The following is a 26,958-nucleotide window of genomic DNA, read 5'->3' on the forward strand; positions in this document are numbered from 1 at the left end:
AGTAATAATCTGAAAATTGCCAATTTTAAGACCCTTTATTATTGCTCTGATACTCAGTGATTAACTTTAAAGATACTTTAACTCAAAGTATCTTTTTTATTGTGATAATACCCAGCCTAAGTAAAGGCGTGGGGATTCTTTACTCATAGACCCAGCTTGTGGAACCAAAATTAAAGCGATCGCACTGACAAGCCATCAATGCGATCGCTTTTTAGTTTATTTGATAATTTGTGCTGAAAAGATTTTAGTTTTAGTCTAGATTTTTACTCAGCGATTCAATATAAGATCTAAAATTTACTATTGCAAAATCACAATGGCAGACCTGACTCCTAACTCTAGTTTTAGCTTGACCCTACGGTTGCAGATTCCCAACCGCGTGGGGATGTTGGCATCGGTGACACAGGCGATCGCCACCAGTGGTGGTAATCTGGGTCAGATAGATTTAATTGAGCAAACCCGTCAAGAGTCCACCCGTGATATTACTGTTGATGCTGCTAGTACCGAACACGCTGAGACAATTGTCCAAGTGATCAAAGAACTACCAAACATCAAATTGCTAGATGTTTATGATCGCACATTTAACTTACACCGTGGTGGCAAAATTAGCATTGCCAGCCGCATTGCCTTGAAGAGTGTTTCTGATTTAGCAATGGCTTATACTCCAGGGGTAGGAAGGATTTGTAAAGCGATCGCCCAAAAACCAGAGGAAGTCTACAACCTGACAATTAAACAAAACACTGTCGCCATTGTTACAGATGGTAGCGCTGTTTTAGGGTTGGGCAATCTCGGCCCAGCGGCGGCTTTACCTGTGATGGAAGGTAAAGCGATGCTATTCAAAGAATTTGCCAGCATAGATGCTTTTCCGATCTGTCTGGCCACGCAAAATACCGATGAGATTGTTCAGGCTGTCAAGCACATTGCACCTGTGTTTGGTGGTGTGAATTTAGAAGATATTGCTGCACCCCGCTGCTTTGAAATTGAACAAAGATTGCGTCAGGAATTAGATATTCCGGTCTTCCATGATGACCAACATGGTACAGCAATTGTGACTCTAGCTGCGTTATACAATTCTCTGAAATTAGTACATAAATCAATGGCAGACATCCGCATTGTAATTAACGGTGCGGGTGCTGCGGGTGTGGCGATCGCGCGGTTACTGCGGAAAGCTGGAGCGCAAACAATTTTGATGTGTGACTCCAAAGGTATTCTTTCCACCAGCCGCGCAGACTTGACAGAAGAAAAACAAGAATTTGCGGTGAAAGCTCAAGGTACGTTAGCTGGTGCAATGCAAGGCGCAGATGTGTTCATTGGTGTCAGCGCCCCAGGAGTATTAACCCCAGAAATGGTGCAAGCAATGGCTAAAGACCCAATTGTGTTTGCCATGGCCAATCCAATTCCCGAAATTCAGCCAGAATTGGTTAGCAAAACCGTAGCGATCATGGCGACTGGACGCAGCGATTACCCAAATCAAATCAATAATGTGTTGGCTTTTCCGGGAGTGTTTCGAGGGGCTTTAGATTGTCGCGCTAAAGAAATTACTACCACCATGTATTTAGAAGCTGCTAGTGCGATCGCCTCTTTAGTCAACCCAGCCGATTTAAATCCAGAACATATTATTCCTTCTGTGTTTGATGCGCGTGTCGCTCCGGCTGTGGCGGCGGCTGTACAAAGGGCAGCCCGTGAAGAAGGTATTGCCAAGAGTTGATTATAATTCTTTTGGGATAGGCAGCTTACACCATTTTAGATTTGAGTAATCCATCTATCACAATCATTTCTCAATTTGGGATTGCCTGTCCCAGAGCCACAGCAAAAAAGAGGGGAATAAATTAACCGCCGATGTCCGCAGATCAACGCCGATAAAAGTTACTCATGCAAAACCCCTTTGGAAGCGAGTTTATAGCAGAACTGCCGCTAATTTTGGCAGGGCCGATGCTGCAACATACCGAATCAAACTCAGTGACGGTATGGATAGCCTTAAAGCAGTCTTGTCAGGTGCAACTGAAGGTTTATGAAACAACCAATAATGGCGCAACATTAGGCAATTGTTTGCTAGAGGGGCAACGCGCTACAGTTGCTTTGGGTGAATATTTGCATATCGTAGCCGTGACGGCTCAGTGTGAAGTTGGTAATCATTTGGTGAGCGATCGCATCTATGCCTATGACTTACAATTCTTCTGTGGTGCAGAACAGCAAACTCTATCACAAGCATTAAGTTCTCAGAATTTTGCCGCAGATAGCATTAGTTATTTTGACCATCAAAAACCAACGTTTGCTCTATCTCCCAGTCGTCTGCAAGATTTAAAAATTGTCCACGCTTCTTGTCGTAAACCCCACGGTCATGGGTTGGATGCGTTACCAATTCTCGACAGTTTAATTGCCAATACAGCGAGTCAACCCCAACGCCGCCCTCATCAATTATTTCTCACCGGCGACCAAATTTATGGCGATGATGTTGCTGATCCTTCGTTATGGGTGGCAACGCATTTGGGTGATATCTTGCTGGGTTGGGAAGAAAAGTTACCAGTCAGCCCAACTTATTGTACTCCCAAGCAATTACCCACCAGACAACGGGCAGAAGTTGCCACTGAACAAGCTGGTTTTACTGCCGGATTACATAACAAATATAGTAAGGTTAACAGTCACCTGCTCAGTTTGGGAGAATATTACGCGGCTTATTTATTAACTTGGTCGCCTGTATGCTGGCCGCGGAAATTTCCGCCAGGAAATGCAGTCACAAACAATCGCCAAGGTATCAAAAACTGGAATCAAGAAGTCAAAGATTTACAGCAATTTATGTACACCTTGGGAAAAGTCCGCCGTGCTTTGGCGAATATTCCCACATACACGATTTTTGATGACCATGATGTTAGCGATGACTGGAACCTCAATCAAGCTTGGTGTTTGCGAGTTCTGGGCAAACCTTTAGGGCGGCGGGTAGTACAAAATGCACTGTTAGCCTATAGTGTGTTTCAAGCTTGGGGAAATACACCTGAGCAATTTGCCTTTGGTCAACCAGGTGAAAAACTGTTGGCGGCGGCGGAAATTTGGTCAGCTTCCCACGGTACAGATAATTATGCAGATCAAGCGATCGCTCATTATGTTGGCATACCAGATCAAGATTCTCTCACAGGCTTGCCAACCTTTGCCCAAGATGGTTCAGTATTAGTTCTAGCCAGACATCCCCAAGCCCTGGATTGGCATTACACAATTCGCAGTCCGATTCATGAAGTAATTGTTCTCGATACCCGGACTTGGCGGGGTTATCCAGCCGACCAAAAACCCATCGCCCCGCCCAGATTGTTATCACCCCAAGCGTTAAAACAACAACTGCTGATACCTTTACAAGAAAAAACCAAGATTCCAGCCACATTTGTGATTGCACCTACCAATGTATTTGGATTGAAAGTAATTGATTGGGTTCACCATTGGCACTTAAAAAATGAAAAAGTTTTTTCTACAGATGTAGGTGATGCGTGGAACATTCATACAGAAGCATTGGCACAATTTCTCAGCACATTATTTGCTCAACGTCAACAAATTGTCGTTTTGTCGGGAGATATTCACTATAGTTCTGTCGTACGTTTATCTCATCAACATATTAATTCGCCCACCTCATCTGTATTGGTGCAGTTAACATGTAGTGCGTTGAAAAATGAAGAATTTCTGACACGGTTAATTCATACAAAATTAAAAAATTGGCTGTTACCAGAAAAAGTACGGTATTGGTTAGGTTGGAGCAATCCAGTTGATATGCGGGAAGTTTCTGCTAAACAATGGCAACGTCAACATTCACCTCATTCTGATTGGCGTTGTGTGCTAGAGTTGCTTCCCCGACAAAAAACCCAAACTGCGGATTTAGCCATTGATGTATTAAGTTTTATTGCTCCTTGGAATCGCCCAGAAAAAGCAAAGTGGCGATCGCTACAATTTTTAATGTTTTGGCGATCCAAGTGGTTTCAAGATGGAAAAGAAGTAGTAGGAAAAAATAATTTAGCATTAGTGCAGTTTGAACCGACAGATGAAAGTCTTGCTAGTAAAGTCATTCAAGATTTATACTGGTTTTCTTCCTGGTATACAACAGAACTTGTTTATTCTCGGTTTGAGACTCAGATGCAACCCAATGATGATTTGTTCAATTAGGAATCTCATCAATTGTTGGTGTAGCTAATGTTAATGGATAAAACCCAATTACTCAGTACTAAAATCTTGCAGCCTAAGTTTGGAGCTTTAGTAAATATGATTACCTACACCAATGCTCAATTCCGGTCGATTTTATTTGGATTAGGATATCTAGCTCAAGATTTTGCTGCGATGGGAAATGGGTTTCCGGTTAGTAAAGATAATTCGCAGTTAACAACCATTAAAACTGTACAAGCAATCAAAAACTTTCAGGCAGATTATGGACTACAGGTAGATGGTGTAGTTGGGCCAAAAACAATGGCGAAAGCTGAAGAAGTGATCAAAATTCTCCAATATGAGTTGAATGTCGTCGTCAAAGCAGACTTACCCAAAGATCATCCCTTTTATGGGCCAAGAACTGTAGCCGCAGTTAAGAAGTTTGCAGCGCAATATTCCTCTGAGGATGAAGGGATGATAACTGGTGTCGCCACCTTAGAAATTCGCAAAAATCTTGATCGCGTGGCAAAACAATTAATTTAACGTGAGTTCGATGAAACCTAACCCCAACCCCTTCCCTTGTAGGGAAGGGGCTAAAAATCTACAACTTAGTACGAACTAATCAGACTTTTAAGCCTCTCTCCGCGTCGGGGAGCCAGCGCCGTGGGCGGGTTTCCTGACTTGAGGCGACTGGCGTGAGAGGTTTGGAGAGGGGTTTTTAATGCCATCGAATTCACGTTAATTTAGGGAGTCGAGAGTAAAGGATGATGGAGAAAGATGGCTTGGTAAAACCCTAAACGCTCAAAGCAATTCTCAATCTACAATCTAAAATTGCATAGACTAGCGATCGCTTCTACTAATTGTTCCAGATCTACTGGTTTGGATAAATGCCGTTGAAAACCTGCCGCCAGAGCTTGTTTTTGATCAGATTCTCCAGCATAAGCAGTGAGGGAGATCGCAGGTATCTGTCCGCCTTGTTCTTTTGGCCAAGCTCTTACCTGACGGATGAGTGCGTAGCCGTCCATCTCTGGCATAGCAATATCACATACTAAAATATCTGGCTGAAATTGTGGGAAAATCTCTAATGCTTCATGAGCAGATGCCGCTGCTTTCACTTTCGCGCCATACTGTTCAATTGTAAACATTAGTAGTTCTCGCGTATCTTGTTCATCTTCAACAGTCAGCACCCTTACTCCGCGCAAATTCAAGAATTTTTGGGCTAAAGTTTGATTTTGGTTGGGTTGTATAACTGTAGTTATCCGTGGTAACTGGACTGTAAAAGTAGCCCCTTGGTCTTCTCCGAGACTGTCGGCGTTAACTGTACCACCGTGCATTTCGACAATGTGACGTACAATTGCTAATCCTAATCCTAGTCCGCCAAATTTCCGGGTTGTGGCACTATCAGCTTGACGGAAACTTTCAAAAACGTAAGGTAAAAACTCTGGTGTAATTCCTTTGCCTGTATCGCTGACTTGAATCTGAGTATAGTTAGGTGTAGATTCCAGCTTGATTGTGATCTGACCGCCAATGGGGGTAAACTTCACCGCATTCGTCAGCAAATTCCACACCACTTGTTGTAAACGACTCGCATCACCAAAAAACGGCTGAATATCTGGTGCTATCTCCGTATGAATCTCTATTGATTTAGCTTCCGCTGCTAAAGCGACTGTTTCTTTGGCAGATGCAATGGTTGTAGCTAAATCAACTAAAGAAATAGTCAGCGTTAGTTTGCCTTGCAAAATGCGGGAAATATCTAATAAATCGCCGATTAGTTGAGTTTGTAATTTAGCATTGCGTTCGATAGTTTCTAAAGCGATCGCTTTTTTATCTTCATCTAATTGGCGAGTCCGCAGCAATTTGATCCAGCCGAGAATGGGATTTAACGGGGTTCGCAATTCATGAGACAACACTGCCAAAAATTCATCTTTAATGCGGTTAGCAGTTTCGGCAATTTCTCTGGCTGCTTGTTCCCGTAGCAATAATTCCTCCCGTTCTGCTTCGGCTCGCCTGCGTGCGGTCACATCAATTGCTACTCCTCCCACCAAAGTTTGCCCAGATATATGTGCTATGGGGAATTTATAAACGAGGAAATCGCCTATTGTGCCATCTAAACGAGGTGCTATTTCAATTGTCTCTAGAACCTGATTAGTTTTAGCCACTGTTTGGATGTTGTCTAAGAATTGTCTGGCAATCTCATACTCAAACAGTTCAAAGACAGATTTGCCGATCGCATCTTGAGTGAGCAGCCCAAACGTTTGTACATAAGTTGGGCTAAGGTAAATAATTGTACCTTCTACATCTGTAATCCAAGCCGCCGCCGGACTATGTGCCATGAATGCCTGAAAGCGTTCTTCACTTTCCCGCTGCACTTCTTCGGCTTGCTTGCGCTCACTAATATCAATGTTGACTCCTAAAAACCGTTCAGCTTGTCCATCTGCATCGCGGACAATTTGCCCTTTCGATGCTAACCAAACCACGGTGTTATCTCTGCGGATAATGCGGAATTCGCTGTAATATTCCCTACCTTCAGCTAAGACTTTTTCTACGCCTGCCATGATCTGTGGGCGATCATCAGGATGGATAAAATCAGCCCAAGATTTCAATCCAGGTTCTTCTGTACCCACTTCTAATCCCAAGATATCCCAGATTCCTTCTGACCAAGATACCTCACCAGTCAACAAATTCCACTCCCAAGTCCCTATTTTTCCGGCTCTTTGTGCCATGCGGAGGCGTTGTTCGCTTTGTCGTAGTGCTTCCTCAGTGCGTTGGCGTTCGCTAATATCACGGGATATAGCAATTACGCCTGCGATCGCTTGCTCAGGATTATCTAGGGGTGCCAAAATATATTCGTAACAATGCGCTCCATCAGCGGATTGATACTCTATTTCTACTCTGATAGGTTGGCCTGTGGCGATGACTTTTTCCCTTTGCTCATCTACCTGACCCATCGTGACTAAAATTTCTGGGGTAAAACCAAGTTCTTGCCAAGTCTTACCTAGCATTTCTTCTGGTTTCCTGCCAAAAACCGCAGCACCACCGGCACTGACATATTGATAACGACCATGCTGATCAAAAATAAAAATATGATCTACCGAAGCCGAGAGAATCGCATTTAAGATATTGGCTTGTTTTTGCACATTTTGGCTCAAAGATGCGATCGCCATTTCCCGTGTTTGGAGTGCTGCGGCCATTTCGTCAATTGCTTGCGCTAGTTCGCCCAGTTCTCCCGATAGATAAAAAAGTCCAGTACGTGTGTTAAGTTGCCCACTCCCCAAAGTTTTGGCTGTTTCCACCAATGATTTTATCTGTCGGATAAAAAAAACATCTCCGCCTACCCAAGCAGCTGCGATCGCTAAAAAAGTTACTGCACCTAAACTAATTAAATTTCTCACTAATAATTGATTAGCATCAGCCAGAACTGCCAACTTCGGAATCCCAATCCTGATATATACATCGGGATTGAGTGGATCATTCCCCAAAGGCACAAAGGCAAAGATTCTTGGTATTCCATCGAGGCTAGTCACCTCATCAATACCCTCACCCTGAGCATTTTTAATGCTACTCAGAGCATCTGGCGATATAGATTTGCCTACCCAAGTTTCTGGATGGGGATAGCGGACTAAAAGTTTTCCTGTTTGGTCAACCACACTCAGTACTGAGTCTTTAGGCATTTTGACTTGCGCCGCCAACTGATTTAACTGATCTAAATTCAGTGCAGCCACAACCAATGTTTGCACTCGCCCTGTCTGATCTAAAATAGGATAAGCAAAATTCAGAGTAGCTTTTTTAGTACTACGACCGATTTGATATTCTCCAACGGCAAATTGCCGCGTTTGTAAAGCACGTTGAAAATAACTGCGGTCTTTTGCATTCACTGAGCCAGAATAGGGAAGCCCGCTACAAGTGATATTGCCTTGAGCATCAAGTACCGCAAAGTTAGCATAAGCTGAATGTTGTTTGAGGATATCAGCTAATAATTGATTACACTCTACTGAATTGCCCTGACGCACAACAGGTATCTGTGCCAATATCATCAGCAGTTGACGACTGCCTTCAACTATCTGCTGTTGGTTATTAGCTGCTAATCTCGCCAGCCGTAGTGTTTGTTCTCGCGCCTCTGTTATAGCGGTACGCCGTTGTTCGGAAGCTGTGTGCAGAATTAATCCTAGTGCTGGAACAACAGCTAAAAGGACAAGAAATACTAGGCGAATGCGAAGTGTGCTATTTAACCAAGAGCGCATTATAATTTCGTTTGGCTATCTACACATAAATTCTGCACCAAAATCTAAAATCTGAAATTTTTACAACTAACGCCGTGATCAAAAAACTTTGTGGACAAGGGGTTTAGGTGAGAAAAACCTTGCTATTTTTAATCACCAGACACCCATCTCAACAGAGAATTTTTCTGCGTAATTTCTGTGTCTTAGAAAAATAAGCGATCGCAATTTTTATTGTCGCCACTATACCATGTCAAATATGCTGTATAACTTTACCCAGCGATACAAAAACCTTCCAAATTTGTAGGGTGGACATGATCATGTCCACCCTACAATACTGACTCCTAAATTCTGCTTCAAGCCAAAGCCACTGCTGGTTGTGGCCACCGTCCTACAGCTTTGCCAACAACAGCCAATTCTTGCATTAAGTGGTCAAAACGCTCTGGTGTCAAGGATTGTGGCCCGTCTGAGAGGGCTTTTTTGGGGTTGGGATGCACCTCAATCATGAGAGAATCAGTACCAGCTGCGATCGCTGCCATCGCCATAGCTGGTACGAATTCCGCCCAGCCGACACCATGACTCGGATCAATCATAATTGGCAGGTGTGTGAGTTTTCGCAATACTGGCACTACTGATAAATCTAGTGTGTTGCGAGTATACTGGCGGTCAAATGTGCGAATTCCTCGTTCACACAAAATCACATTTGGGTTTCCCCCTGCCAAAATATATTCAGCCGCCATTAACCACTCTTCAATGGTGGATGACATTCCCCGTTTCAACAGCACTGGTTTTGGTTGTGCGCCGACTTTTTTCAGCAGGGAGAAGTTCTGCATATTTCTCGCCCCTACTTGGATAACATCAGCAACTTCGGCAATTTTATCGAGTTCTGCCGCATCCATTACTTCTGTAATCACTCCCAACCCGCTGACTTCCCGCGCCTTAGCCAGTAAATCCAAAGCACTTTCACCATGTCCTTGAAAAGCATAAGGCGAAGTCCGGGGTTTGTATGCACCACCACGCAAAAATTTAGCACCTGCGGCTTTGACTCGCTGTGCTGTTTCCACAATCATTTCTTCATTTTCTACAGAGCAAGGGCCAGCCACAACCACTAAAGGATGTTGTTCGCCAAATAAGACTGCGCCATCAGGGGTATTGACCAATACTTCCGAAGCTTCGCCATGACGGAATTGACGGCTGGCGCGTTTATAAGGTTGCTCTACCCGTAATACTTGCTCAATCCACGGGCTAACTTCTTGAATTTGCAGGGGATCTAAATCGGCAGTATCACCTACTAAACCAATTACGACTTTGTGTTTACCAATAATTTTTTCTGGTGTCAGTCCCCAGCTTGTTAGTTCCTCGTCAATGCGGTTGATTTCCGCTTCTGGGGAACCAATCTTCATGACTACGATCATTTTAAATTACCTGATTAGTTGAGTGAAATATCAAACAAATAAGCCTAACTATATTGTCGTACTTCTCAGTATTTAGCGTAATTTTTAATGATGAGATATTAACATTTATAAGTATAAAAAAATCAAGCGCTCAGTCATAGAGCTACAAAATATTGGGTTTAATTAGATAGTATATTTTTTTAATTAGCAATGTTGAAGTTATATAACTTTAACTTCAACATTTACTGGCAAATTACCCAATATCAGAGTCATCTGAATACCTGAGCGCTAATTATCAGACGTTCTTTTGCCGAGTTTCGCGCCAAACTGCTACCATCCGACCCCAATTAGTGGTAAATTCGCTGAGTCCGATTAAACCTCCTGGTCGTTCTTCATCCCAAGAGGCAGAAAGAACGCCGTAAGTAATGCCTAATACCCCTAAACCAAATAACCCCATATTTACCAGCAAAACGGCAATAGGCGCTAATTTAATTTGGGTTTGGGTAGCCAGTAGATAGCTAACTATTAATGTCGTAATCCCCAAAGCTGTGGGGACACCACAAAAAAACGCTACTCGCCGAATCATCCGCTGGCTTACCACTTGGGGAATAGCCATCTCTTCTTTGGAAAATGGCGGCTTCTGGCTGGCTGACGTTTCCAAGGTATTGGACTTGATGGGAGTTTTTTGAACTTTTACAGGTTTTTGGCGTTTTTTGTTCGGTTCAAAAGGCAAACGACTGCGTTCAGATTCTTCAGCAGACATAAGCGTTAGTCCCTATCCACGAATACCCAGACGAGCAATCAAAGCTTGATATTTTTCCCGATTTTCTTGTTGGAGATAAGCAAGCAGGCGCTTACGATGTCCAATGAGCTTTAATAAGCCACGGCGGGAAGAATGGTCTTTTTTATTAGCTTGGAGGTGTTCGCTGAGGCGATTAATTCGCTCGGTCAGCATTGCAATTTGCACATCAGCGGAACCGGTATCGGTTTCGTGAACTTGGAAATTGGTAATTATTTCTTGTTTGCGCTGTTGCGTCAGAGCCATGATCGATTAATTTCTAGTTTTTCTAAATATATGCAGCAGTCTCCCATGATATCACAGCCATTCAGCTGTATGTCGAATCAGTTGGAAGTGATTAATAGTTATCAGTATTTTGGCTAAGTTTATGATATTTTTCTATGCCGATCGCCTGATTGGTTGTGCTTGATGTTGCTGTTGCAAGTTATACATGTGGTTAAACAAATGCCAGCAATATTCTTCTGGCAAACCACAAGTAACCGCACCCCGCAAGACCACGTTAAAATACCAATCGTTGGGTGCGGCTTCTTCTGGCAATTTGCTGACAACTACATAGGTACGCACATCTTTATATATAGAATTGTGGCTGTGAATCTCTACAGTTTCGTGTTGATATAATCCTTGAGAAACACCTTCACGTATATCTAAATGTTCACTCAGTCGCCAGGGTAGCTGATAAAGTACACCTTTCACACTGGCTTTTGGGTCTTTGACTACATCCAAAACACCACATTTGCGGCTGGGTGAGTAAAGATAAAACCCTAAACGATATCCTTTTAATATTCCAGGGCCGATGACGTAAGGGTGAGTGTTTTCACCAAGCGATCGCTTCAAATCGACCGGACACATACACGAGCCATAGGCGAAATAATAGAATGCTGGCTCTTTTTGTAACTCTTGTTGCAGTTTCAAATCTAGCTTTGCAGGATTATGAGATTGCACCCAATTGTAGCCTGAGTGTCGAGTTTGGTTACTCATCTATCCCTAGAAGTATTAACTACAGGTAAAATTCTAGCATCAAAAGATTAAATAATACAACTATAAATCGATAGACTAACCGTATTTAATTACAATGATGATAACCAATCTTTGGTAGTGGCGGGCGATCGCAAATGGATAAAATTTAGATGCTCATAATCAGATTCTTGGAATAAAGCCTGATACTTTTGGCGATTTTTACCGTAAGTTTGAATTGCCCATAACAAAATAGAATCACGGCTAAAGAAAGATTTTTGCCATGTCTCATAGTTACCATTGCAGACTTCCTGTTGTGTGATTACCCGCGCCAGTGTTCGCCACAATATTCGACGCATCACCACTGGCCAAGAATAGTCTAGCCAAACAACTGTATCTGCTCTGGGCCAAACAATATCGCGTACTATGCTGTAATTACCATCTACAACCCAGCGATCGCCTGCTAAAGATTGAGAAACGCGATCGCGCATCACATCGTTTGCTACTTCTACCCAGTTGGCTTCCCAATGCAAATAGTCTAATTCTATGTGGGGTATGGCAAGGCATTGGGATATTTGCCGCGCCAAAGTTGTTTTACCTGAACCAGTAGTTCCAACTACAGAAATGCGTTGCATAGAATTATTTGAGCCTGTTATTCAACAAATTACTCTAAGTCTTCTAGTTCGTAAAAATTTTTTGATGCGATCGCATCTTTCGTACTAACCTGAGCAAAAGATATCATCTGCAAAATAAGGCCAGCGCCTTCTAAGATTGCCCATTACTGAAAAAGTCAGGAAAAATGGATCTGACGACATCAGAGTGACAAAGACGGCAGCCAAAAATTAGCGATCACTAAGTCTGCGGCAAAAAGGACGAGTATTCTGGCAGGGTATTTGTCCCGTATGCTGGATCTGTCATCAGATTTCAGTAAAGCGGCTTTACTGAAATTATTACAAATGCTTGAGTCCAAGGAGTTTAGTTGTAATACCTTAAGTATTTATTCAGGACTTACGCACTCGCCACGCAAATAAAGGCTTTGAGATTGTTTCCCTAGGGTCGCAATGACGCAAATACGTTAGTTTTGCGTAAGTCCTATTTATTATTGAAAGGATATTCTATTTTAAATATTAAAAATATTTTAGAGCATGACATAGTAGTTGTTAATGTCTTTCACTTTTACAGAAAAATCTCACTACAAGAAAATGAATAATACATATTCATCTTAAAACTGCCTTTATTTTTTATTTACCTTTAGTGACGGCGTAACTACTATTTACATTTTCTTTACTAGTGACGACGTAACTACTATTTGAAAAGCTCACAACCCTTATACTGTAATATTTTGGAGATATAATTAGTGAAAATCTTGATTTAGATATAGAAGTTATTGAAAAATTATTTATATGCTAGTATGGATTAAATATTTTTTCAAACCCAGCACAGTCTGGTTTTAAATAGGGGATAAACAATTCTCTTATTAGCCCATTTATTACCAGCTATGAGAAGTGCAATCACATTCCCGGATTAATGTCGGGCTAATTACGACCGCACCATACTTTATAAATTTATTTTGGAGCTAATGAAATGAGTAATAAAAATAATAATACTCTCGTCCACTTACTGATGAAAGTTGCCATTCCACTGGGAGTAATACTTGGTTCAGGAATTTATGGTTTTGTTAAAACTGCTGATTATTCCAAGCAGCATGAACAATCTGCCCAACCTGAACTCGGTCGCTTTGGTCGCGCAGAGTACGAACAGCTAAAACCAGAAATGTCCTTAACGGAGGTGCGGTCAATCTTGTACAGGGGTATCGAGGTTAGCCGCTCTGCAAAAACAGCAACCTTTGTATGGGAAAATCCTGACGGTTCTAAAATCACAGCTACTTTTGAACATGATCTGCTCAAGAGTAAAGAGCAGTCGGGATTGAAGTAAAGAACTCGAAAAAGGTGTTCGCATTGTTGATCACCTTTTTGATGAGTCGGGTAATAGAAGTTAATCAACATCTGTTAAAAACACCTACTGTAAAGCATTCAGTTCCAAATTCGCCCAGCGTGCGATCATGGTCGTTGGCGGTTTATGGAATTCTGTGAATGCTTCCCACCGATATCTGCTGGTTTAGCTAAGTTGTATATTCGGCGTTAATTTTCACGTAGTCGTAACTTAAATCACAACCCCAAGCTTTACCTGTCCCATGACCATTACCAACGCTAACTCCAATAATTACAGGATTATCTAATTTTTGAGATGTGATATTGCTAGGATAATCGGTGGCGGCTTGTTTTAAATATGCGCTGGCGGCGGCGCGGTCAAATTGCAGCGGTTGACCATTTTCTAACAGCAAGAAATCTCCTAACTTAATTTGCAAGTTATCTTGTTCAAAGGGTATACCTGCACGTCCGGCGGCGGCGGCGATGCGTCCCCAGTTGGGATCACGGCCAAAGATGGCAGATTTAACTAAGGATGAACCTGCAATGGTTTTGGCGATTTGTCGTGCTGCGAGGTCATCATGAGTTCCGGTAACTTGCACTTCCATGAGACAGGTTGCACCTTCACCATCTCGTGCGATCGCTTTAGCTAAATGCTGGCATACTGCTGTTAACATCGCCTCTAATTTCTCGGCTTCTGCACCCATCTCGGTAATTGCTGGGGTGCGAGATTGACCATTTGCTAAGGCAATTAAGCTGTCGTTGGTGCTAGTATCGCCATCTACGGTAATGGAATTAAAGCTTTTATCTGCGGCTCTACTCAACATTTGCTGCCAAAGATGGGGGGAAACGGCTGCATCACAGGTGACAAATGCCAGCATAGTTGCCATGTTGGGGTGAATCATCCCGGAACCTTTGGCAATACCACCAATGCGGACTGGGCGATCGCTTATAGTTGTTTCTAGGGCAATGGATTTTGGTACTAAATCTGTGGTAATAATTGCGCCAGATGCTGCATCGGAACCTGTTTCTGAGAGGGTGGCTACTAACTTAGGAATCCCGCTACGTAAGGCATCCATCTTGATGCGTTGACCAATTACACCAGTAGAAGCGAGCAAAATCAATTCTGGGGAAATATTTAATTCCTTAGCTAACAACTCGGCACTTTCATCAGCATCATGTATACCTTGACTACCTGTGGCGGCGTTGGCTTGTCCGGCGTTGCAAAGAATGGCACGAGCGCTAGGTTTGGCTTGTAATATTTGACGGCAATAATCTACACAGGCGGCTTTAACTTGAGAAGTTGTAAATACACCAGATGCGATCGCCTCGACATCAGATACTATCAAAGCCAAATCTGGCAATCCCGATGGTTTTAATCCTGCGGTGATTCCTGCGGCTCGGTATCCTTTAGGAGCAGTCACACCACCAGTAATTTCTTGCCAGTCTGCCATTTCTACGTTCCCCCACAAAATTAGCGGCTTGACTGGCGATTATACCAATAGTCCACAGTCAATAGTCAATTGTTATTTGTGCATTTCCTACTCTCTACATCTATTGAAAAAGGAGAGCTACTTGAGCAGCTCTCCAGATCATCAGGGTGCATCTACTTAACACAGCATATCATTTTTGCCATGAGGAGTATCACCCATTATTTGTTTTTTTGTATAAATATTATTAAGAATTTACCCGTAGACTACTGAGATATAAAATTTTAAATGAAAATGGTAAATTTGGTTACTAACCTGTGTCACATCTAAAAATGCACATTTACTTTTATGGTTGTCTTTGATTATTTTTGATTGGATTTGATGATTGGAATGACTTTCTGCGAAAAATTAGAGCATTCAATTAACTATTTTGCTTACCATATCAAGATTTCAAATGTGATAAAAACATAACTTTCTAGCTAAGAAATAAGGAGAGCAGCGAGGGCAACTCTCCGAATCATTAGGGGGCATCTACTAAGCAAATAATAGCCTTTTATTTGTGAGGGTTATTACTTAGTAGAATGTAATTTTAGTAAATATACTGTGAAGATACTACTGAACTAAAACCGGAGAAAATGTCTGATTGTCAAGAATTTACTGTCAATCAAATTAGGCATTTAACTTTTTCTCCACCAGTTCGTTAGTTAATTTCGGATCAGCACGTTTGCTGGTCTTTTTCAGCACTTGCCCGACAAAGAAGCCTTTGAGATTGGTGTTACCGTTACGATATTTCTCTAATTCTTTGGGGTTAGCAGCGATAACTTCATCGACAATCGGTTCTAAGACACTGGGGTCGGTGATGAGTTCTTGACCTGCAAAAGCTTTTTCGGGGGTCACACCTTGGAGTAAATCTGGCAATTTTTCTTTAGCTTGAGCGTTGCTAATTTTGCCAGTTTCAATGCGGGTAATGACTTCAGCCAGGTTAGCAGGGGTTAATGCAATATCAGCAATATTGAGTTTTTGCTTATTGAGATATGCGGCGATATCTTGAGTAATCCAGTTTGCGGCTGCTTTGGGATTTGCCCCAGATGCGATCGCTGCTTCAAAATATTCTGATACGTAGCGCTCTTCTGTCAAGACTCGCGCATCATAAGCTGACAGTCCCAATTCGGTTTCATAACGATGACGCTTTTGGGCGGGGAGTTCTGGTAGTTCGCTACGCCAGTTCTCTAGTTGAGTATCAGATACTTCAATGGGTGCTAAATCTGGTTCAGGGAAGTAGCGATAATCACTAGAACCTTCCTTTGTCCGCATACTAATTGTGCGTTGTGCGCCTTCTTCCCACAACCTGGTTTCTTGGATGATGCGTTCTCCGGCTTCGACTGCGGCGATTTGGCGTTCAATTTCGTATTCAATCGCCCGTTGAATGGCGTTGAAGGAGTTCATATTTTTAATTTCTACCTTCGTGCCAAATTTTTCTTGTCCGACGGGGCGCACGGAGATGTTAACATCGCAACGCAACGATCCTTCCTGCATATTTCCGTCACTCACACCGAGATAACGCATAATTCGGCGTAACTCTTGGGCGTATTCCGCAGCTTCTTGTCCAGAACGAATATCGGGTTCCGAGACAATTTCAACTAACGGTACACCTGCACGGTTGTAGTCTACCAAAGAATAGCTGGAACCAGAAAGGCGATCGCTTCCTGCGTGTACCAACTTACCTGCATCTTCTTCCATGTGCAGGCGGGTAATACCAATGCGTTTACGAACAGGATTTCCTTCAGCATCTACCAACTCAATTTCTAACCAACCATGTTCAGCAATGGGTAAGTCATATTGAGAAATTTGGTAATTCTTCGGTAAATCAGGATAAAAATACTGTTTCCGGTCAAATTTGCTATATTTAGCGATTTGGCAATTCAATGCTAAACCAGCTTTCACCGCGTACTCTAGAACTTTTTGGTTGAGTACGGGTAAAACCCCAGGTAATCCCATACACACAGGGTCAATGTTAGTATTTGGATCAGCACCGAACGCCGTAGAGCTACTAGAGAAAATTTTTGTATTCGTACTTAGCTGACAATGGGTTTCTAGACCAATAATCGCTTCGTACTCAGTTTTGACTGGAGTAGCAGAAGTCATAAGATTAATAGTTCGACCAATTTACACGTAAATTACTATTTTAGCTTCGCCTTGACAATTCCTAATTTTCTGTGTGAACTCTAAGCTTTTCTTGATGTCATTTGTTGGGTTAGGTTTCGTTTCACCCAACCTACAGTAATGCCTATGTTATCTAGAATTTATTTTCTTGCTCTTTTACCCTTGGCATCAAAAAATAATGATAACAAGATACAAATATAAACTATGAGTCATCAAATATATACAACTGATATTTTAGTTGTCGGCGGAGGAACTGGTGGAACTGCTGCGGCTATTCAAGCAGCCAGAATGGGAGTTAATACTATTTTGGTGAGTGAGTTTGCTTGGTTGGGAGGAATGCTGACTTCCGCTGGAGTATCTGCACCAGATGGGAATGAATTAGTTGCTTGGCAAACTGGGTTATGGGGGGCGTTTTTACAAGAATTACGACATCGCCAACCAGGAGGATTAGATAACAGTTGGGTGAGTTTTTTTAGTTACAATCCTGCTGTGGGGGCAGAGATTTTTGCCCATTGGGTGCAAGAATTACCAAATCTGCAATGGATTTCTGGATACGTACCATTGAAAGTTTTACAACAGGAAAATTGTATTACTGGGGTGCGGTTTGCTGATTTTACTGTGCAAGCCAAGGTAATTCTCGACGGTACAGAATTGGGAGATTTATTAGCGTTGGCGGAAATACCTTACCGTTGGGGTTGGGAGTTGCAAAGTGAATGGGGAGAACCCAGCGCGTTAACTAGTTATAATGCCATCACAGAGAGATATCCAGTGCAGTCACCAACTTGGGTAGTAATTATGCAAGATTTTGGTGATGGTGTTGCACCAGAAATTCCAGTTGCGCCTAGTTATGATTCTGCGCTGTTTGTTGGGGCTTGGGAAAATTATGGTGCAGAGAAATTTTTGAATTATGGACGCTTGCCGGGCGATCGCTTTATGATTAACTGGCCAATCAAAGGTAATGACTACGGTGAAGGTGTCGGGCGTTTGGTAGAGTCAGAAACATCTAAAGCTGAGTTTCTCCAAGAATGTCGCTGGCATAGCCAAAATTTTGCTCATTTTATCCAAAATCAGTTAGGTCGCCGCTATGGTTTGGCAGAGAAAATTTTCCCTTGGAATGACACAGCTTTTGCATTACATCCCTATTACCGAGAAAGTCGCCGCTTGGTAGGACTAACTACGATTCTCGAACAGGATATTTTACCTGTAGCCGAAGGTAGAGTTGCATCTTTGTTTGCAGATGCAGTTGCTATTGGGAACTACGCCAACGACCATCATTATCCAGGCTTCGATTTACCGCTGCAACCGAAATCAATTCGTTGGGGGGGACGCTGGACGGGAACGCCGTTCACAATTCCTTACAGTTGTTTAGTTCCGGTTGCTACAGATGGTTTATTAGTTTGTGAAAAAAATATTTCTGTATCTCACATAGCTAATGGTGCAACAAGATTGCAACCTGTAGTGATGGGTATCGGTCAAGCCGCTGGGATGGCGGCTGCTATGTGTGTTGAGTTGGGTTTACAGCCGCGAGATTTACCAGTTAGGGCTTTACAAGAAGCATTATTGCAGGATAAACAAGCACCTGCGGCGATCGCTCCTTTATTTAATCTCGATTTTGCACCCAATCATCCAGAATGGTTATCCACGCAACTATATTATTTAGATAATCCTCAAGATTATCCTCTTAGCGGCAACTGTCCTCTTATATCTTCGTTTGATGAGATAGTCATACAAGATTGTGACTGTTTTACAGGCATCTTCCACCGCATAGATCAGCAGAATTACAAACTGGTAATTACTGAACCAACTACTTATCAAGGGCAAACTTGGCAACTAGTAACTTTGCGATCGCACATAGATGAACAGCTACAAATTGCTGTACATGAACAATTGATTACTGTGTGGGGAAGGCTAAATCACTCTGGTAATTGGTTATTAGTTGATAAATTAGAAGGGTAAGAACTGAAGCAGAACTGAGCCAAGACCACTTACAAAATCAAAGAAACTAGCTTTGCCTGTAGTAACATTTTCTTTGTACGGTGTTTGCAATTCTTTGATAAAAGCCTGGGCTGTTTGGGTTCCAGTGCCGTTTTGTTGGTTAGTAAACAGCTTGTCAGCTATTTGGGCATCTGCGAAAGCACCTTGACGGTCAAATAATTGGTATTTAGCAATACCACGAGCCAAGTATGCGCCTGCGTATTCTGGTTTAGCGGCGATCGCTTGATTAAAGTAACTAATTGCTTGTTGGTGATTGCCTTTCTGCCCTTCTGCTATACCCCAAGCATAAAACTCTTCTGGGGTAGCAATTTGTAATGGGATACCAATAGCACCTTGAAAATTAACTCCTTGTAAGTAAGCCTTGGTAAATTCCGCATTGCCTAAATAAGTGTTTCTTAAATCTGCACCGGCAAGATTCGCCCCGTTGAATTTCGCCTCTGTTAAGTTAGCGCCAAATAATCCTGCACCAGCTAAGTTTGCACCGCGTAAATCAGCACCCGTTAAATTAGCACGACTGAGATTTGCACCGGTGAGATTCGCACCACTCAAATTTGCCCCAGATAAATCAGCCAATACTAACCCTGCACCAGTCAAATCGCAGTTCTGACATTGTTTGGTTGCTAATAACTGTCTTATATGTTCTGAATTAGCTGCTTGGGCAGTTGAGCTTAAACTGATAGTGGCTATAAATATGATTGTGGCTAAAGTTGGGCTTTTCATACTCGGTTTTGCAATATTTGCTGCTCAAAACTCAAAATTAGGCTATAAATTTATACTTCAGCCTATGATATGAAGAGTTTGAGCAGTTTGCCCTCAGTAGATGCCTAGATTAGTTAATGAATTTGCATAACAGCAAATTCTCCTGGCTGATAAAAATCAATTTTTTGGCTTGTATTGCTGGGAGTAGACCAACCTATCTCTGCAATTAAACGTAAGACCAAGGTTAAAATAGTTGCAAGTAAGAGTTTCTCTAGCATTATCCTCTCCCCCACTCCGCCACATAATAATTTAAACTTATACTTACAGTAAGTATAGGTTATAGTTACCCCAAAGGCTATGTCAGACTTACTTAAAACTCAATGATGTATATCTGGTTTTTGTGTGATCAGCATCACACAACAGGTAGGAAATAACTGGTGAAGCGATCGCATTTTATCTCAGTATTAAACGAACTGGTAAATCTGTCGTTAAGTCAAATGAAGCGTTAGATTGAACAAAATATCGCTGCTATGACCAATCTCATCAGGATTTTTGATATAGTTTAGATATTAAATAGTGATCAAATAGGCAGTTTTTTTGTATTCTCAAGAAAAAGACTCATGGAAATTCAAGAACTAAAAGCATTAATTAAAGAGAGCATTCGAGAAGTTTTACGAGAAGAACGAATGTTACTGTGCCAAGTTCTGATACCCTCGGTGAGTAATGAAGAACAAGCAGAACTGAATGAAATTTTTGGTTCACCATCAGATTATGAGCATGAGGAATCAATTGATGTGACAGAGTGGGTTAAATATGGCAGTCAAATTCCGTAAGAATGCCATTAATTTTTTAGCGAAGGCAAATATAGAAGATGCTGCCAAAATTCAAGAGCAACTCAACCAACTTCTAATTTTCATTGAAGAACAGGGGATCATTCCCTTTTGAGACCTTGACATCAAAAAAATGAAAGGAGACTGGGAAGGTTTTTATAGACTACGTATAGGGAAAATCAGAATTATTTTTACAGTTAATATTGATTCTGGTGAAGTTGAAATTTACACTATTGGTATGAGAGGCGATGTGTATAAATAATGATTTTTATAGCAAATATATATATTATTTAAGCTTCTCACATCAGTAAAACAAGGAAGAAATGCTTTAAACTAAAAGATTTTATTTCATTATGCTCCGTAAATAGCTTTACTACTTTTATCAGCCTACTTGTTGAATGATATCTAGTGGTAGTACATCTAAAGCTTCAGTAATTTGCTCATCACTTAAGCTAATTATAGTAAATCTTCTTGGGTAAGAGACTATCTTCCGTAATGCTTGCTTGCTTTTAACCTTGAATTACTTGAATTAAAATCCCTAAAATTTTATTTAATTCTTTAATATAGTAGTTATTTAAATCAATAAATAAATTTGTACCTTCTAGCTTCAAAAATTTCCAAATATCTCCCGTTGTAACTGCTCCATAAATGGTTTTAATATTATTGCCTTCTCGTTCATTAAATATCTGAGCCGCTAACATTGCTGCCATACATTGACCTAATCCATTTTTAATGTTTTCATTCTTGGCTTCAACAATAATAATTACTGGTGCATTAATTGTTAACTGTTCTTTAGAACGGCTGATGACAAAATCACAATAACCATTCAGACCTTTGTCAGTATCAACATTAAAATCTGTGCCAGAAAATAAACTTATCTGGCAATCAGCACTACGTCTTACCTCTAATAAAATATGGGTAATAATCATTTCTGAGCGAGCTTTGTCTGTATTGATAGCTAATGCTAACTCTGTTGTTTCTTCTAAAGTATTTATTAATTTATCACTTATTTGTATAGATTAATATTCATGAACAAAATGATTTGTTCATGAATATTAATCTGGAAATCTTTTTTAAACTTAGTTAAGCTGAAATCACTGTAAGCCATGAGAATTACCTGATGATTTAGCTAAGATGTTGTGGTGATTTGGATGCGATCGCACATTATTCAGTAGCCTCAACTTTCATACAGAGTTCCATCTTTTTGCGTAAAAATTCGCTCACCATTTACACCTGCTTTGGCAATTAAATCATCGTCTGGATAGTACCCTTCATCATCTGGTGTTCTATCTCCAACTTCTAAATAAATTACTATTGTCTCAGAGCGATTTACTAGGTGATGTCCATTTTCTTCGCCAGCGGGAAAACCCGCCATCATTCCTGGTGTGAGAATTTGCTCTCCGGCGTTAGTAACTAAGGTTGCTTCACCTTCAATAATATAAATAAATTCATCTTGCCGAGTATGCCAATGTCTTAAAGCCGAGCAACTTCCTGGTGCTAGGGTGACTAAATTTACCCCATAATTTTTTAATCCGGCGGCATTTCCTAACGCTTTTTTAACTCTCCCAGCAACGATATGTTGGAATTTTTCTGGGTAAATTGAAGTTGTGCGGCTGGGAATATTATCTGGATTAATAATCATATAGTTTATCCTGATGTGATTGGTGATATCGATACATCAATTTAAGATTGCCAACTTCTGGGGTAAAGCCCCAACGTTGATAAAATGGCATCATTTCTGGTAAACAGTAAAGGGCGATATGCTCAACTTGATTTAATTGAGGATGATTAACAATTCCATCTAGTAACTTTACCCCAAGCCCCTGTTTTCTATAGTCTGGTTTAATTATGACATCGTAAATAGTCGCTCGATACACAAAGTCTGTGAGAACGCGAGTAAACCCAATTAACTGTTCATTATTATCTATCAAACCTAAAACAATATTTGAAGCTTTGAGCATTTTGGCAACATCTTGATATGTACGGTGTTTGCTCCAGAATTCATTTTTATATAACTGTACTAGTTCAAAAATTTGCTTTTCTGTGAGAGTGTCAACAAATTTATAAGTCATATTACAACAGTTTTTGTAGTAGATATTATCTCTCTAATCAGGAAAGGGTTTACGGGCGATAAAGGCGACATTACCTTTGGGTAAATAGTAACTGCCATAATTACGAGTTGTTTGCACGCGAAAGCCAATTTTTCGTAAGTCTGTGGCTATTTGGGTGGCTCGGTATAGTTGTACATAATGTATTTCTTCATCTCGTCTGTAATATTCTCCGACTTGGCGGAAAGTGATGATACGACGGGTTAAAATGTTTTGCGATCGCAGTTCTTCTTTCTCAACTAATACCAGCCAATTTTTACCTTCGGTAAAATTTTTAGTTTTATTTCCGACTGCAATTTGTCCTGCTTCCACAATATCAAAGATAAACACACCACCAGGCGTTAATGCTTGATATATGCGTCGAAAAAGCTGAATTAGGGTTTGGCGGTTGTTGTCGGAATCGAATAAGTAACTCAAGCATTCACTAATGGAAGTAACAGCGTGACATGGGGGAATGGCAATTTTAAATACTGAACCAACATAAAATTTGGCTTGGGGAACTCTGCTTTGAGCGATCGCAATCATCGCCTCGGAAATATCAACGCCCAATACCCGATAATTAGACTTGACCAGTTCGTTTGCCCATAATCCACTACCACAACCCAAGTCCACAACTAAACCAGAGTTAATCTTGTTTTGCCGTAAAATTTCTAAAATACCTGGGGCTGATTTGAGCGCATAATCCCGAAAACCATCATCATGGATAAAGGCGAGGTCTTCTTTGTACCATTCACTCATATAGCGACCTGAGTTTCAGCAATTTATTTTATCTAAATTTTTGATTAGAGCAATGCCTTAATGGCATTTACTAATATTTGATTTTGTTCATCTGTACCAATGGTGATGCGGAGTTTATCTAGTAGTCCGGGGTGGGGAAAGTAGCGGATGAGTATTTGTTGTTCTTTGAGTTTTTGATAGAGATACTCGGCGTTTTGTTGGGGTGGCTGGACTAGTAAAAAGTTGGTGTGAGACTCCCAAACCTGGAAGCCTAATTGTTGAAATTCTCTGGTGAGTTGGGTGCGAGATGCTTTAATTTTGGCTACACAAGCATTTTTATAAGCTTGGTCGGTGATGGCGGCTGTGGCAACTGTACAGGCGATCGCATCAATGTTATAACTATCTTTGACCTTAAATAATCCCTGCAACAGCTTGGGATTCCCTATCCCAAAACCCAAGCGCAAACCCGCTAATGAGTAACCTTTAGATAAGGTGCGAATAATTATCACATTCTCATATTCTTTCACCAAAGCTAAGGCATCGCCTTCGGCAAAATCTACGTAAGCTTCATCAATGACTAACACCCCAGATAACTGACTGGCGAGTTTTTCTAAATCTGCGCTAGGAACAACATGACCAGATGGACTGTTAGGTGAAGCAATAAATGTCACAGCACCATCAGCAGCAATTAACTCTGCGACTGGTAATTTGTAGTCTTCACTGTAGGGAATTTCGATAATATCTGCCGACTGCATCTCCGTCAGGGTACGATATAAGACATAAGTCGGTGTAGGATAAACAACTTTGCGTCCCGGTTCCGTACAGGCTCGCATCACGACATTTAAAATCTCATCACTACCATTACCTACAATAATCCAATCACTGGGTATTCCTAAAACCTGACTTGCAGCTTGGCGAAACTGGTCGCCAAATGGTTCAGGGTAACGCCGCAACCACTCACCATCAATTTTTTGTAGTGCAGCTAAAGCATTAGGTGAGGGAGGGTAGGGATTTTCGTTACTATTGAGTTTAATGACTTGAGTACCGCGTTTCGGCTGTTCACCAGGAACATAACTAGCCATTGCATCAACATTGGCGCGGAAGAAATTGCTCATAGCTGCGAAGAAGGCGACAGGAAAGAAACGAGTAGACAAGTATTTTAGCTTGTGAATGAGTATGGGAGCTAGATTAATGAGGCTTTTTTCGGCATTAATGAAGTTTGAATACTCGTAAATGAGCCTTTGATACTCATTAATGAGCATGAGAACTGGATTAATTAGCCTTTGATACTCATTAATGAGTTTTTTTTCTGCGTTAATGAAGCTTGGATACTTGTGAATAAGTCTTTTTTCTCCATTAATGAGTCTTTTTGCTCTGAACAACAAGATACCCGACTTTTTTAAAAAGTCGGAGGTCTGAAATGCTATCGTATTATGTCCGCTTGATTACTTACTAAAATCGAAGAACCCCACCCCAACAAAGCTGTGCTTTGTCTCCCCTCCCCGTTCACGGGGAGGGGGTGGGGGTGGGGTTCAATAATTTGGGGAATTATAACTAATTAGAAGGACATAATATCACTTACTATCCTTTAACCTGCGTTGAGAAACTCCAAATATCCATTGCTGAGTTCTTTTACAGCCAAGTCATAAAATTGCTTACCATGTTCTGGAGTTGCTAAAGCGGGATTTGAACCCATACGTCCATCTGGGTAACGGTTGCGAAAATCAGCCGCACTATAAATGTTGTGTCCCCGCGCCACTTCGGGAGAAAGAGGTGCTTGTTTAATTGCTTCGGGATAAACAAATTGAGTCACAGCTACTTCACTGGGAGTTGCATGAGAACCTTCTTGATCAGCGTATAATTCTTTAGCTAACTCATATACAGATCTGCACATAAACCAGTTAGCTACTTGACATTGCACTTGATGAGCATGGGAAACTTGTAAATCTTCTAGATAAGCGTAAGTTTCTGAGAATGCGGCTTTGAGAGTAGCAATGTTACCGCCGTGGCCGTTGATAAAGTAGAATTTGCTAAAACCAACTTTGACTAAACTAGTTACGTAATCTCGGACTACTTGAATTAAAGTGCTAGGACGGAGACTAATTGTGCCGGGAAAAGCAGTGTGATGCAATGCCATCCCCACATTAATTGTAGGGCCAACGATCGCCCCAGTTGCTTCACCTACACCACGAGCGATCGCTTCTGCACAAATCGCATCAGTACCAATTAACCCCGTCGGCCCGTGTTGTTCTGTAGAACCAATCGGAAAAATTATTCCCTGAGATTGCTGTAAATAAGCTTCAACTTCTGGCCAAGTACTCAAATGCAGTAACATGTTTCATCTACTAATTCACTAACTCGACTTTAGCCAAATTCAGCAATTCTCACTGGAGTAATTGTTGAGCCGCATCTAGAGTATCAGATATTAGTCGCAGCAAGAACGTACAGGTGATGTTATCCCTTGTTGACGATAACCTGCTAAATATTGCTCTAAAACACTAAATTGCGGCATATTTAAACTGTAATAAATCCAACGTCCTTCTTGACGGGAGTTAACTAACCCAGCTTCCTTTAAAGTCTTGAGGTGAAACGAAAGTTTTGACTGATTTACCCCTAATACCTCACACAAATCACATACACAAAGTTCTTGCTGTCGCAATAGTTCCAGCACATTAATCCGCAGAGGATCAGAAAGAGCATGAAAGCCCGCAGCAATTAAATGTGAAATAGTAGAAGAGGGGGTTTGCATGAAACGAGGGAGTGGAGAGGATCAGGATGATTTGTAAATTTTAACTATAAAAGTCGCCTGACTGATTTCTGAAAGCGATCGCTATTGCCTTTCACAGACTAAAATGGTTCCCTTTTCGCCACAAGTTATCCGCAACTCCTCATCAAGATAGAGAATTTCTAGCCGACCTTTAGGCGATCGCGCCATGATAAACTTAACTTCTCCAGTCTCAGAATTCATTCCTTGTGGTGGAACCAGACCAAACATTAATTTAAACAAACCCAACATCAAGCTGTCTTTAAAATTACGTTTGACATTTTGACTCTGCTGACCAAAAATTGCGCGCCACTCATCCATTTTATTTGGGTCTATTGGTGCTAAAACTCCCCCAGTAAATTTGACTTGTAGCACCGCATCACTAATTGGTTCACAAACACCTAAGTTCCGCACAATCCCTGATATTTGTGGATAATTTTCATCAGCAGTCGTAAATTCCACAACAATATCATGACTGCGCTGTTCGCCATTTCCTAATAAAAAAACAGGTTGAGAAACTCGGTCAATTACTAATTTTAGTTTTGTCGGCTGAAACATATTAAAAGCAAGGCGACCAAGACTATAAGCAAACTTACCATTTGCTAGTCGTTCACCCCCAGGAAAATTCGGCGCACTAATCAATATCCAATTACTATCTAATAACTTAACGTTACGAGTTGGTGCTGGATTTGGGTTGACAAGTCGCAGATTTTCAATCGCAGCAATTACAGTTTCATCCTTAGTATTACCATCACAAGCAGCCAACGCCTGACGTAAAGCTAGTTTCGCCCCTGCACATTCCCTTGTGTCTACTGCCATAGTGTTGAAATTGTTTTGTGCAACT

At 41.3% G+C, this 26,958-nt stretch carries 24 protein-coding genes and 1 pseudogene; 7 read left to right on the plus strand and 18 right to left on the minus strand.

What is annotated here, in order from left to right; all coding sequences use genetic code 11:
* Positions 1-313 precede the first annotated feature (313 nt).
* From AC504W_RS21370 to AC504W_RS21380, 3 genes are all read left to right on the plus strand, one after another.
* On the plus strand, positions 314-1,705 hold the full coding sequence (locus AC504W_RS21370; RefSeq protein WP_494874228.1) for a malic enzyme-like NAD(P)-binding protein: 1,392 nt from the start codon (positions 314-316) through the stop codon (positions 1,703-1,705).
* A gap of 164 nt (positions 1,706-1,869) precedes the next feature.
* Positions 1,870-4,140, plus strand: coding sequence for an alkaline phosphatase D family protein (locus AC504W_RS21375; RefSeq protein WP_494874230.1), 2,271 nt, complete (start codon positions 1,870-1,872; stop codon positions 4,138-4,140).
* A gap of 33 nt (positions 4,141-4,173) precedes the next feature.
* Positions 4,174-4,659 (plus strand): peptidoglycan-binding protein, encoded by a 486-nt coding sequence (locus tag AC504W_RS21380; RefSeq protein WP_494874232.1) that lies wholly within the window; start codon positions 4,174-4,176, stop codon positions 4,657-4,659.
* Between the two features lie 275 nt (positions 4,660-4,934).
* Here the strand turns inward: AC504W_RS21380 and AC504W_RS21385 are convergent, their stop codons facing one another.
* From AC504W_RS21385 to AC504W_RS21410, 6 genes are all read right to left on the minus strand, one after another.
* Positions 4,935-8,357 (minus strand): PAS domain S-box protein, encoded by a 3,423-nt coding sequence (locus tag AC504W_RS21385; protein WP_494874233.1) that lies wholly within the window; start codon positions 8,355-8,357, stop codon positions 4,935-4,937.
* Positions 8,358-8,689: 332 nt separating this feature from the next.
* On the minus strand, positions 8,690-9,748 hold the full coding sequence (gene aroF, locus AC504W_RS21390) for a 3-deoxy-7-phosphoheptulonate synthase (protein ID WP_494874234.1): 1,059 nt from the start codon (positions 9,746-9,748) through the stop codon (positions 8,690-8,692).
* A 274-nt stretch (positions 9,749-10,022) separates the two neighbouring features.
* Positions 10,023-10,490, minus strand: coding sequence for a PAM68 family protein (locus AC504W_RS21395; protein WP_096579740.1), 468 nt, complete (start codon positions 10,488-10,490; stop codon positions 10,023-10,025).
* Between the two features lie 12 nt (positions 10,491-10,502).
* The gene (gene rpsO, locus AC504W_RS21400; RefSeq protein WP_096579741.1) at positions 10,503-10,772 is read right to left on the minus strand and encodes a 30S ribosomal protein S15; all 270 of its coding nucleotides are present in this window, start codon (positions 10,770-10,772) and stop codon (positions 10,503-10,505) included.
* 132 nt (positions 10,773-10,904) lie between these two features.
* Positions 10,905-11,504: a gamma-glutamylcyclotransferase family protein gene (locus AC504W_RS21405; RefSeq protein ID WP_494874235.1), complete on the minus strand. Its 600-nt coding sequence runs from the start codon at positions 11,502-11,504 to the stop codon at positions 10,905-10,907.
* A gap of 89 nt (positions 11,505-11,593) precedes the next feature.
* Entirely contained in the window at positions 11,594-12,115 is a 522-nt protein-coding gene (locus tag AC504W_RS21410) for a P-loop NTPase family protein (RefSeq protein WP_494874236.1), read from the minus strand.
* Positions 12,116-13,064: 949 nt separating this feature from the next.
* Between AC504W_RS21410 and AC504W_RS21415 the strand changes: the two genes are divergently transcribed.
* The gene (locus AC504W_RS21415) at positions 13,065-13,415 is read left to right on the plus strand and encodes a hypothetical protein (RefSeq protein WP_494874237.1); all 351 of its coding nucleotides are present in this window, start codon (positions 13,065-13,067) and stop codon (positions 13,413-13,415) included.
* A gap of 187 nt (positions 13,416-13,602) precedes the next feature.
* Here the strand turns inward: AC504W_RS21415 and argJ are convergent, their stop codons facing one another.
* Both argJ and gatB read right to left on the minus strand, forming a co-directional pair.
* On the minus strand, positions 13,603-14,862 hold the full coding sequence (argJ, locus tag AC504W_RS21420) for a bifunctional ornithine acetyltransferase/N-acetylglutamate synthase (RefSeq protein WP_494874238.1): 1,260 nt from the start codon (positions 14,860-14,862) through the stop codon (positions 13,603-13,605).
* A 645-nt stretch (positions 14,863-15,507) separates the two neighbouring features.
* Positions 15,508-16,983, minus strand: a complete 1,476-nt coding sequence (gatB, locus tag AC504W_RS21425) for an Asp-tRNA(Asn)/Glu-tRNA(Gln) amidotransferase subunit GatB (RefSeq protein ID WP_494874239.1) — start codon at positions 16,981-16,983, stop codon at positions 15,508-15,510.
* Positions 16,984-17,205: 222 nt separating this feature from the next.
* Between gatB and AC504W_RS21430 the strand changes: the two genes are divergently transcribed.
* On the plus strand, positions 17,206-18,957 hold the full coding sequence (locus AC504W_RS21430) for an FAD-dependent oxidoreductase (protein WP_494874240.1): 1,752 nt from the start codon (positions 17,206-17,208) through the stop codon (positions 18,955-18,957).
* Here AC504W_RS21430 and AC504W_RS21435 read toward each other — a convergent pair.
* Together AC504W_RS21435 and AC504W_RS21440 are read right to left on the minus strand one after the other, a co-directional pair.
* A complete protein-coding gene (locus tag AC504W_RS21435; RefSeq protein ID WP_494874242.1) occupies positions 18,946-19,716 on the minus strand; it encodes a pentapeptide repeat-containing protein in 771 nt (256 codons plus the stop codon). The two genes, AC504W_RS21430 and AC504W_RS21435, sit on opposite strands and share 12 nt — an antisense overlap.
* Positions 19,717-19,829: 113 nt before the next feature.
* The gene (locus AC504W_RS21440) at positions 19,830-19,973 is read right to left on the minus strand and encodes a QAALIT motif small membrane protein (RefSeq protein ID WP_187308095.1); all 144 of its coding nucleotides are present in this window, start codon (positions 19,971-19,973) and stop codon (positions 19,830-19,832) included.
* 342 nt (positions 19,974-20,315) lie between these two features.
* On the opposite strand from AC504W_RS21440, the gene AC504W_RS21445 reads away from it, so the two are divergent.
* Both AC504W_RS21445 and AC504W_RS21450 read left to right on the plus strand, forming a co-directional pair.
* Positions 20,316-20,528, plus strand: a complete 213-nt coding sequence (locus AC504W_RS21445; RefSeq protein WP_494874243.1) for a hypothetical protein — start codon at positions 20,316-20,318, stop codon at positions 20,526-20,528.
* A complete protein-coding gene (locus AC504W_RS21450; RefSeq protein ID WP_494874244.1) occupies positions 20,509-20,640 on the plus strand; it encodes a hypothetical protein in 132 nt (43 codons plus the stop codon). Before AC504W_RS21445 ends, AC504W_RS21450 begins: the two co-directional genes overlap by 20 nt.
* Positions 20,641-21,034: 394 nt before the next feature.
* Here the strand turns inward: AC504W_RS21450 and AC504W_RS21455 are convergent.
* The 8 genes and pseudogenes from AC504W_RS21455 to AC504W_RS21490 all read right to left on the minus strand — a co-directional run bounded on the left by AC504W_RS21455 (position 21,035) and on the right by AC504W_RS21490 (position 26,933).
* Positions 21,035-21,633 (minus strand): annotated as a pseudogene (locus tag AC504W_RS21455) (hypothetical protein).
* A 69-nt stretch (positions 21,634-21,702) separates the two neighbouring features.
* Positions 21,703-22,167 (minus strand): cupin domain-containing protein, encoded by a 465-nt coding sequence (locus tag AC504W_RS21460; protein WP_494874245.1) that lies wholly within the window; start codon positions 22,165-22,167, stop codon positions 21,703-21,705.
* A complete protein-coding gene (locus tag AC504W_RS21465; protein ID WP_494874246.1) occupies positions 22,157-22,597 on the minus strand; it encodes a GNAT family N-acetyltransferase in 441 nt (146 codons plus the stop codon). The genes AC504W_RS21460 and AC504W_RS21465 overlap by 11 nt, the downstream gene beginning before the upstream one ends.
* A gap of 33 nt (positions 22,598-22,630) precedes the next feature.
* A complete protein-coding gene (locus AC504W_RS21470) occupies positions 22,631-23,371 on the minus strand; it encodes a class I SAM-dependent methyltransferase (protein WP_494874247.1) in 741 nt (246 codons plus the stop codon).
* A 44-nt stretch (positions 23,372-23,415) separates the two neighbouring features.
* Positions 23,416-24,465, minus strand: coding sequence for a histidinol-phosphate transaminase (hisC, locus tag AC504W_RS21475; protein ID WP_494878718.1), 1,050 nt, complete (start codon positions 24,463-24,465; stop codon positions 23,416-23,418).
* A 473-nt stretch (positions 24,466-24,938) separates the two neighbouring features.
* Positions 24,939-25,685 (minus strand): creatininase family protein, encoded by a 747-nt coding sequence (locus AC504W_RS21480; protein WP_494874248.1) that lies wholly within the window; start codon positions 25,683-25,685, stop codon positions 24,939-24,941.
* A gap of 90 nt (positions 25,686-25,775) precedes the next feature.
* The gene (locus tag AC504W_RS21485; RefSeq protein ID WP_494874249.1) at positions 25,776-26,099 is read right to left on the minus strand and encodes an ArsR/SmtB family transcription factor; all 324 of its coding nucleotides are present in this window, start codon (positions 26,097-26,099) and stop codon (positions 25,776-25,778) included.
* Between the two features lie 81 nt (positions 26,100-26,180).
* Positions 26,181-26,933 carry a PAP/fibrillin family protein gene (locus AC504W_RS21490; RefSeq protein ID WP_494874250.1) on the minus strand — a complete coding sequence of 251 codons (753 nt, stop codon included), beginning with the start codon at positions 26,931-26,933 and terminating at the stop codon, positions 26,181-26,183.
* Between the last annotated feature and the right edge of the window lie 25 nt (positions 26,934-26,958).

This window comes from Nostoc sp. C96, assembly GCF_059384975.1.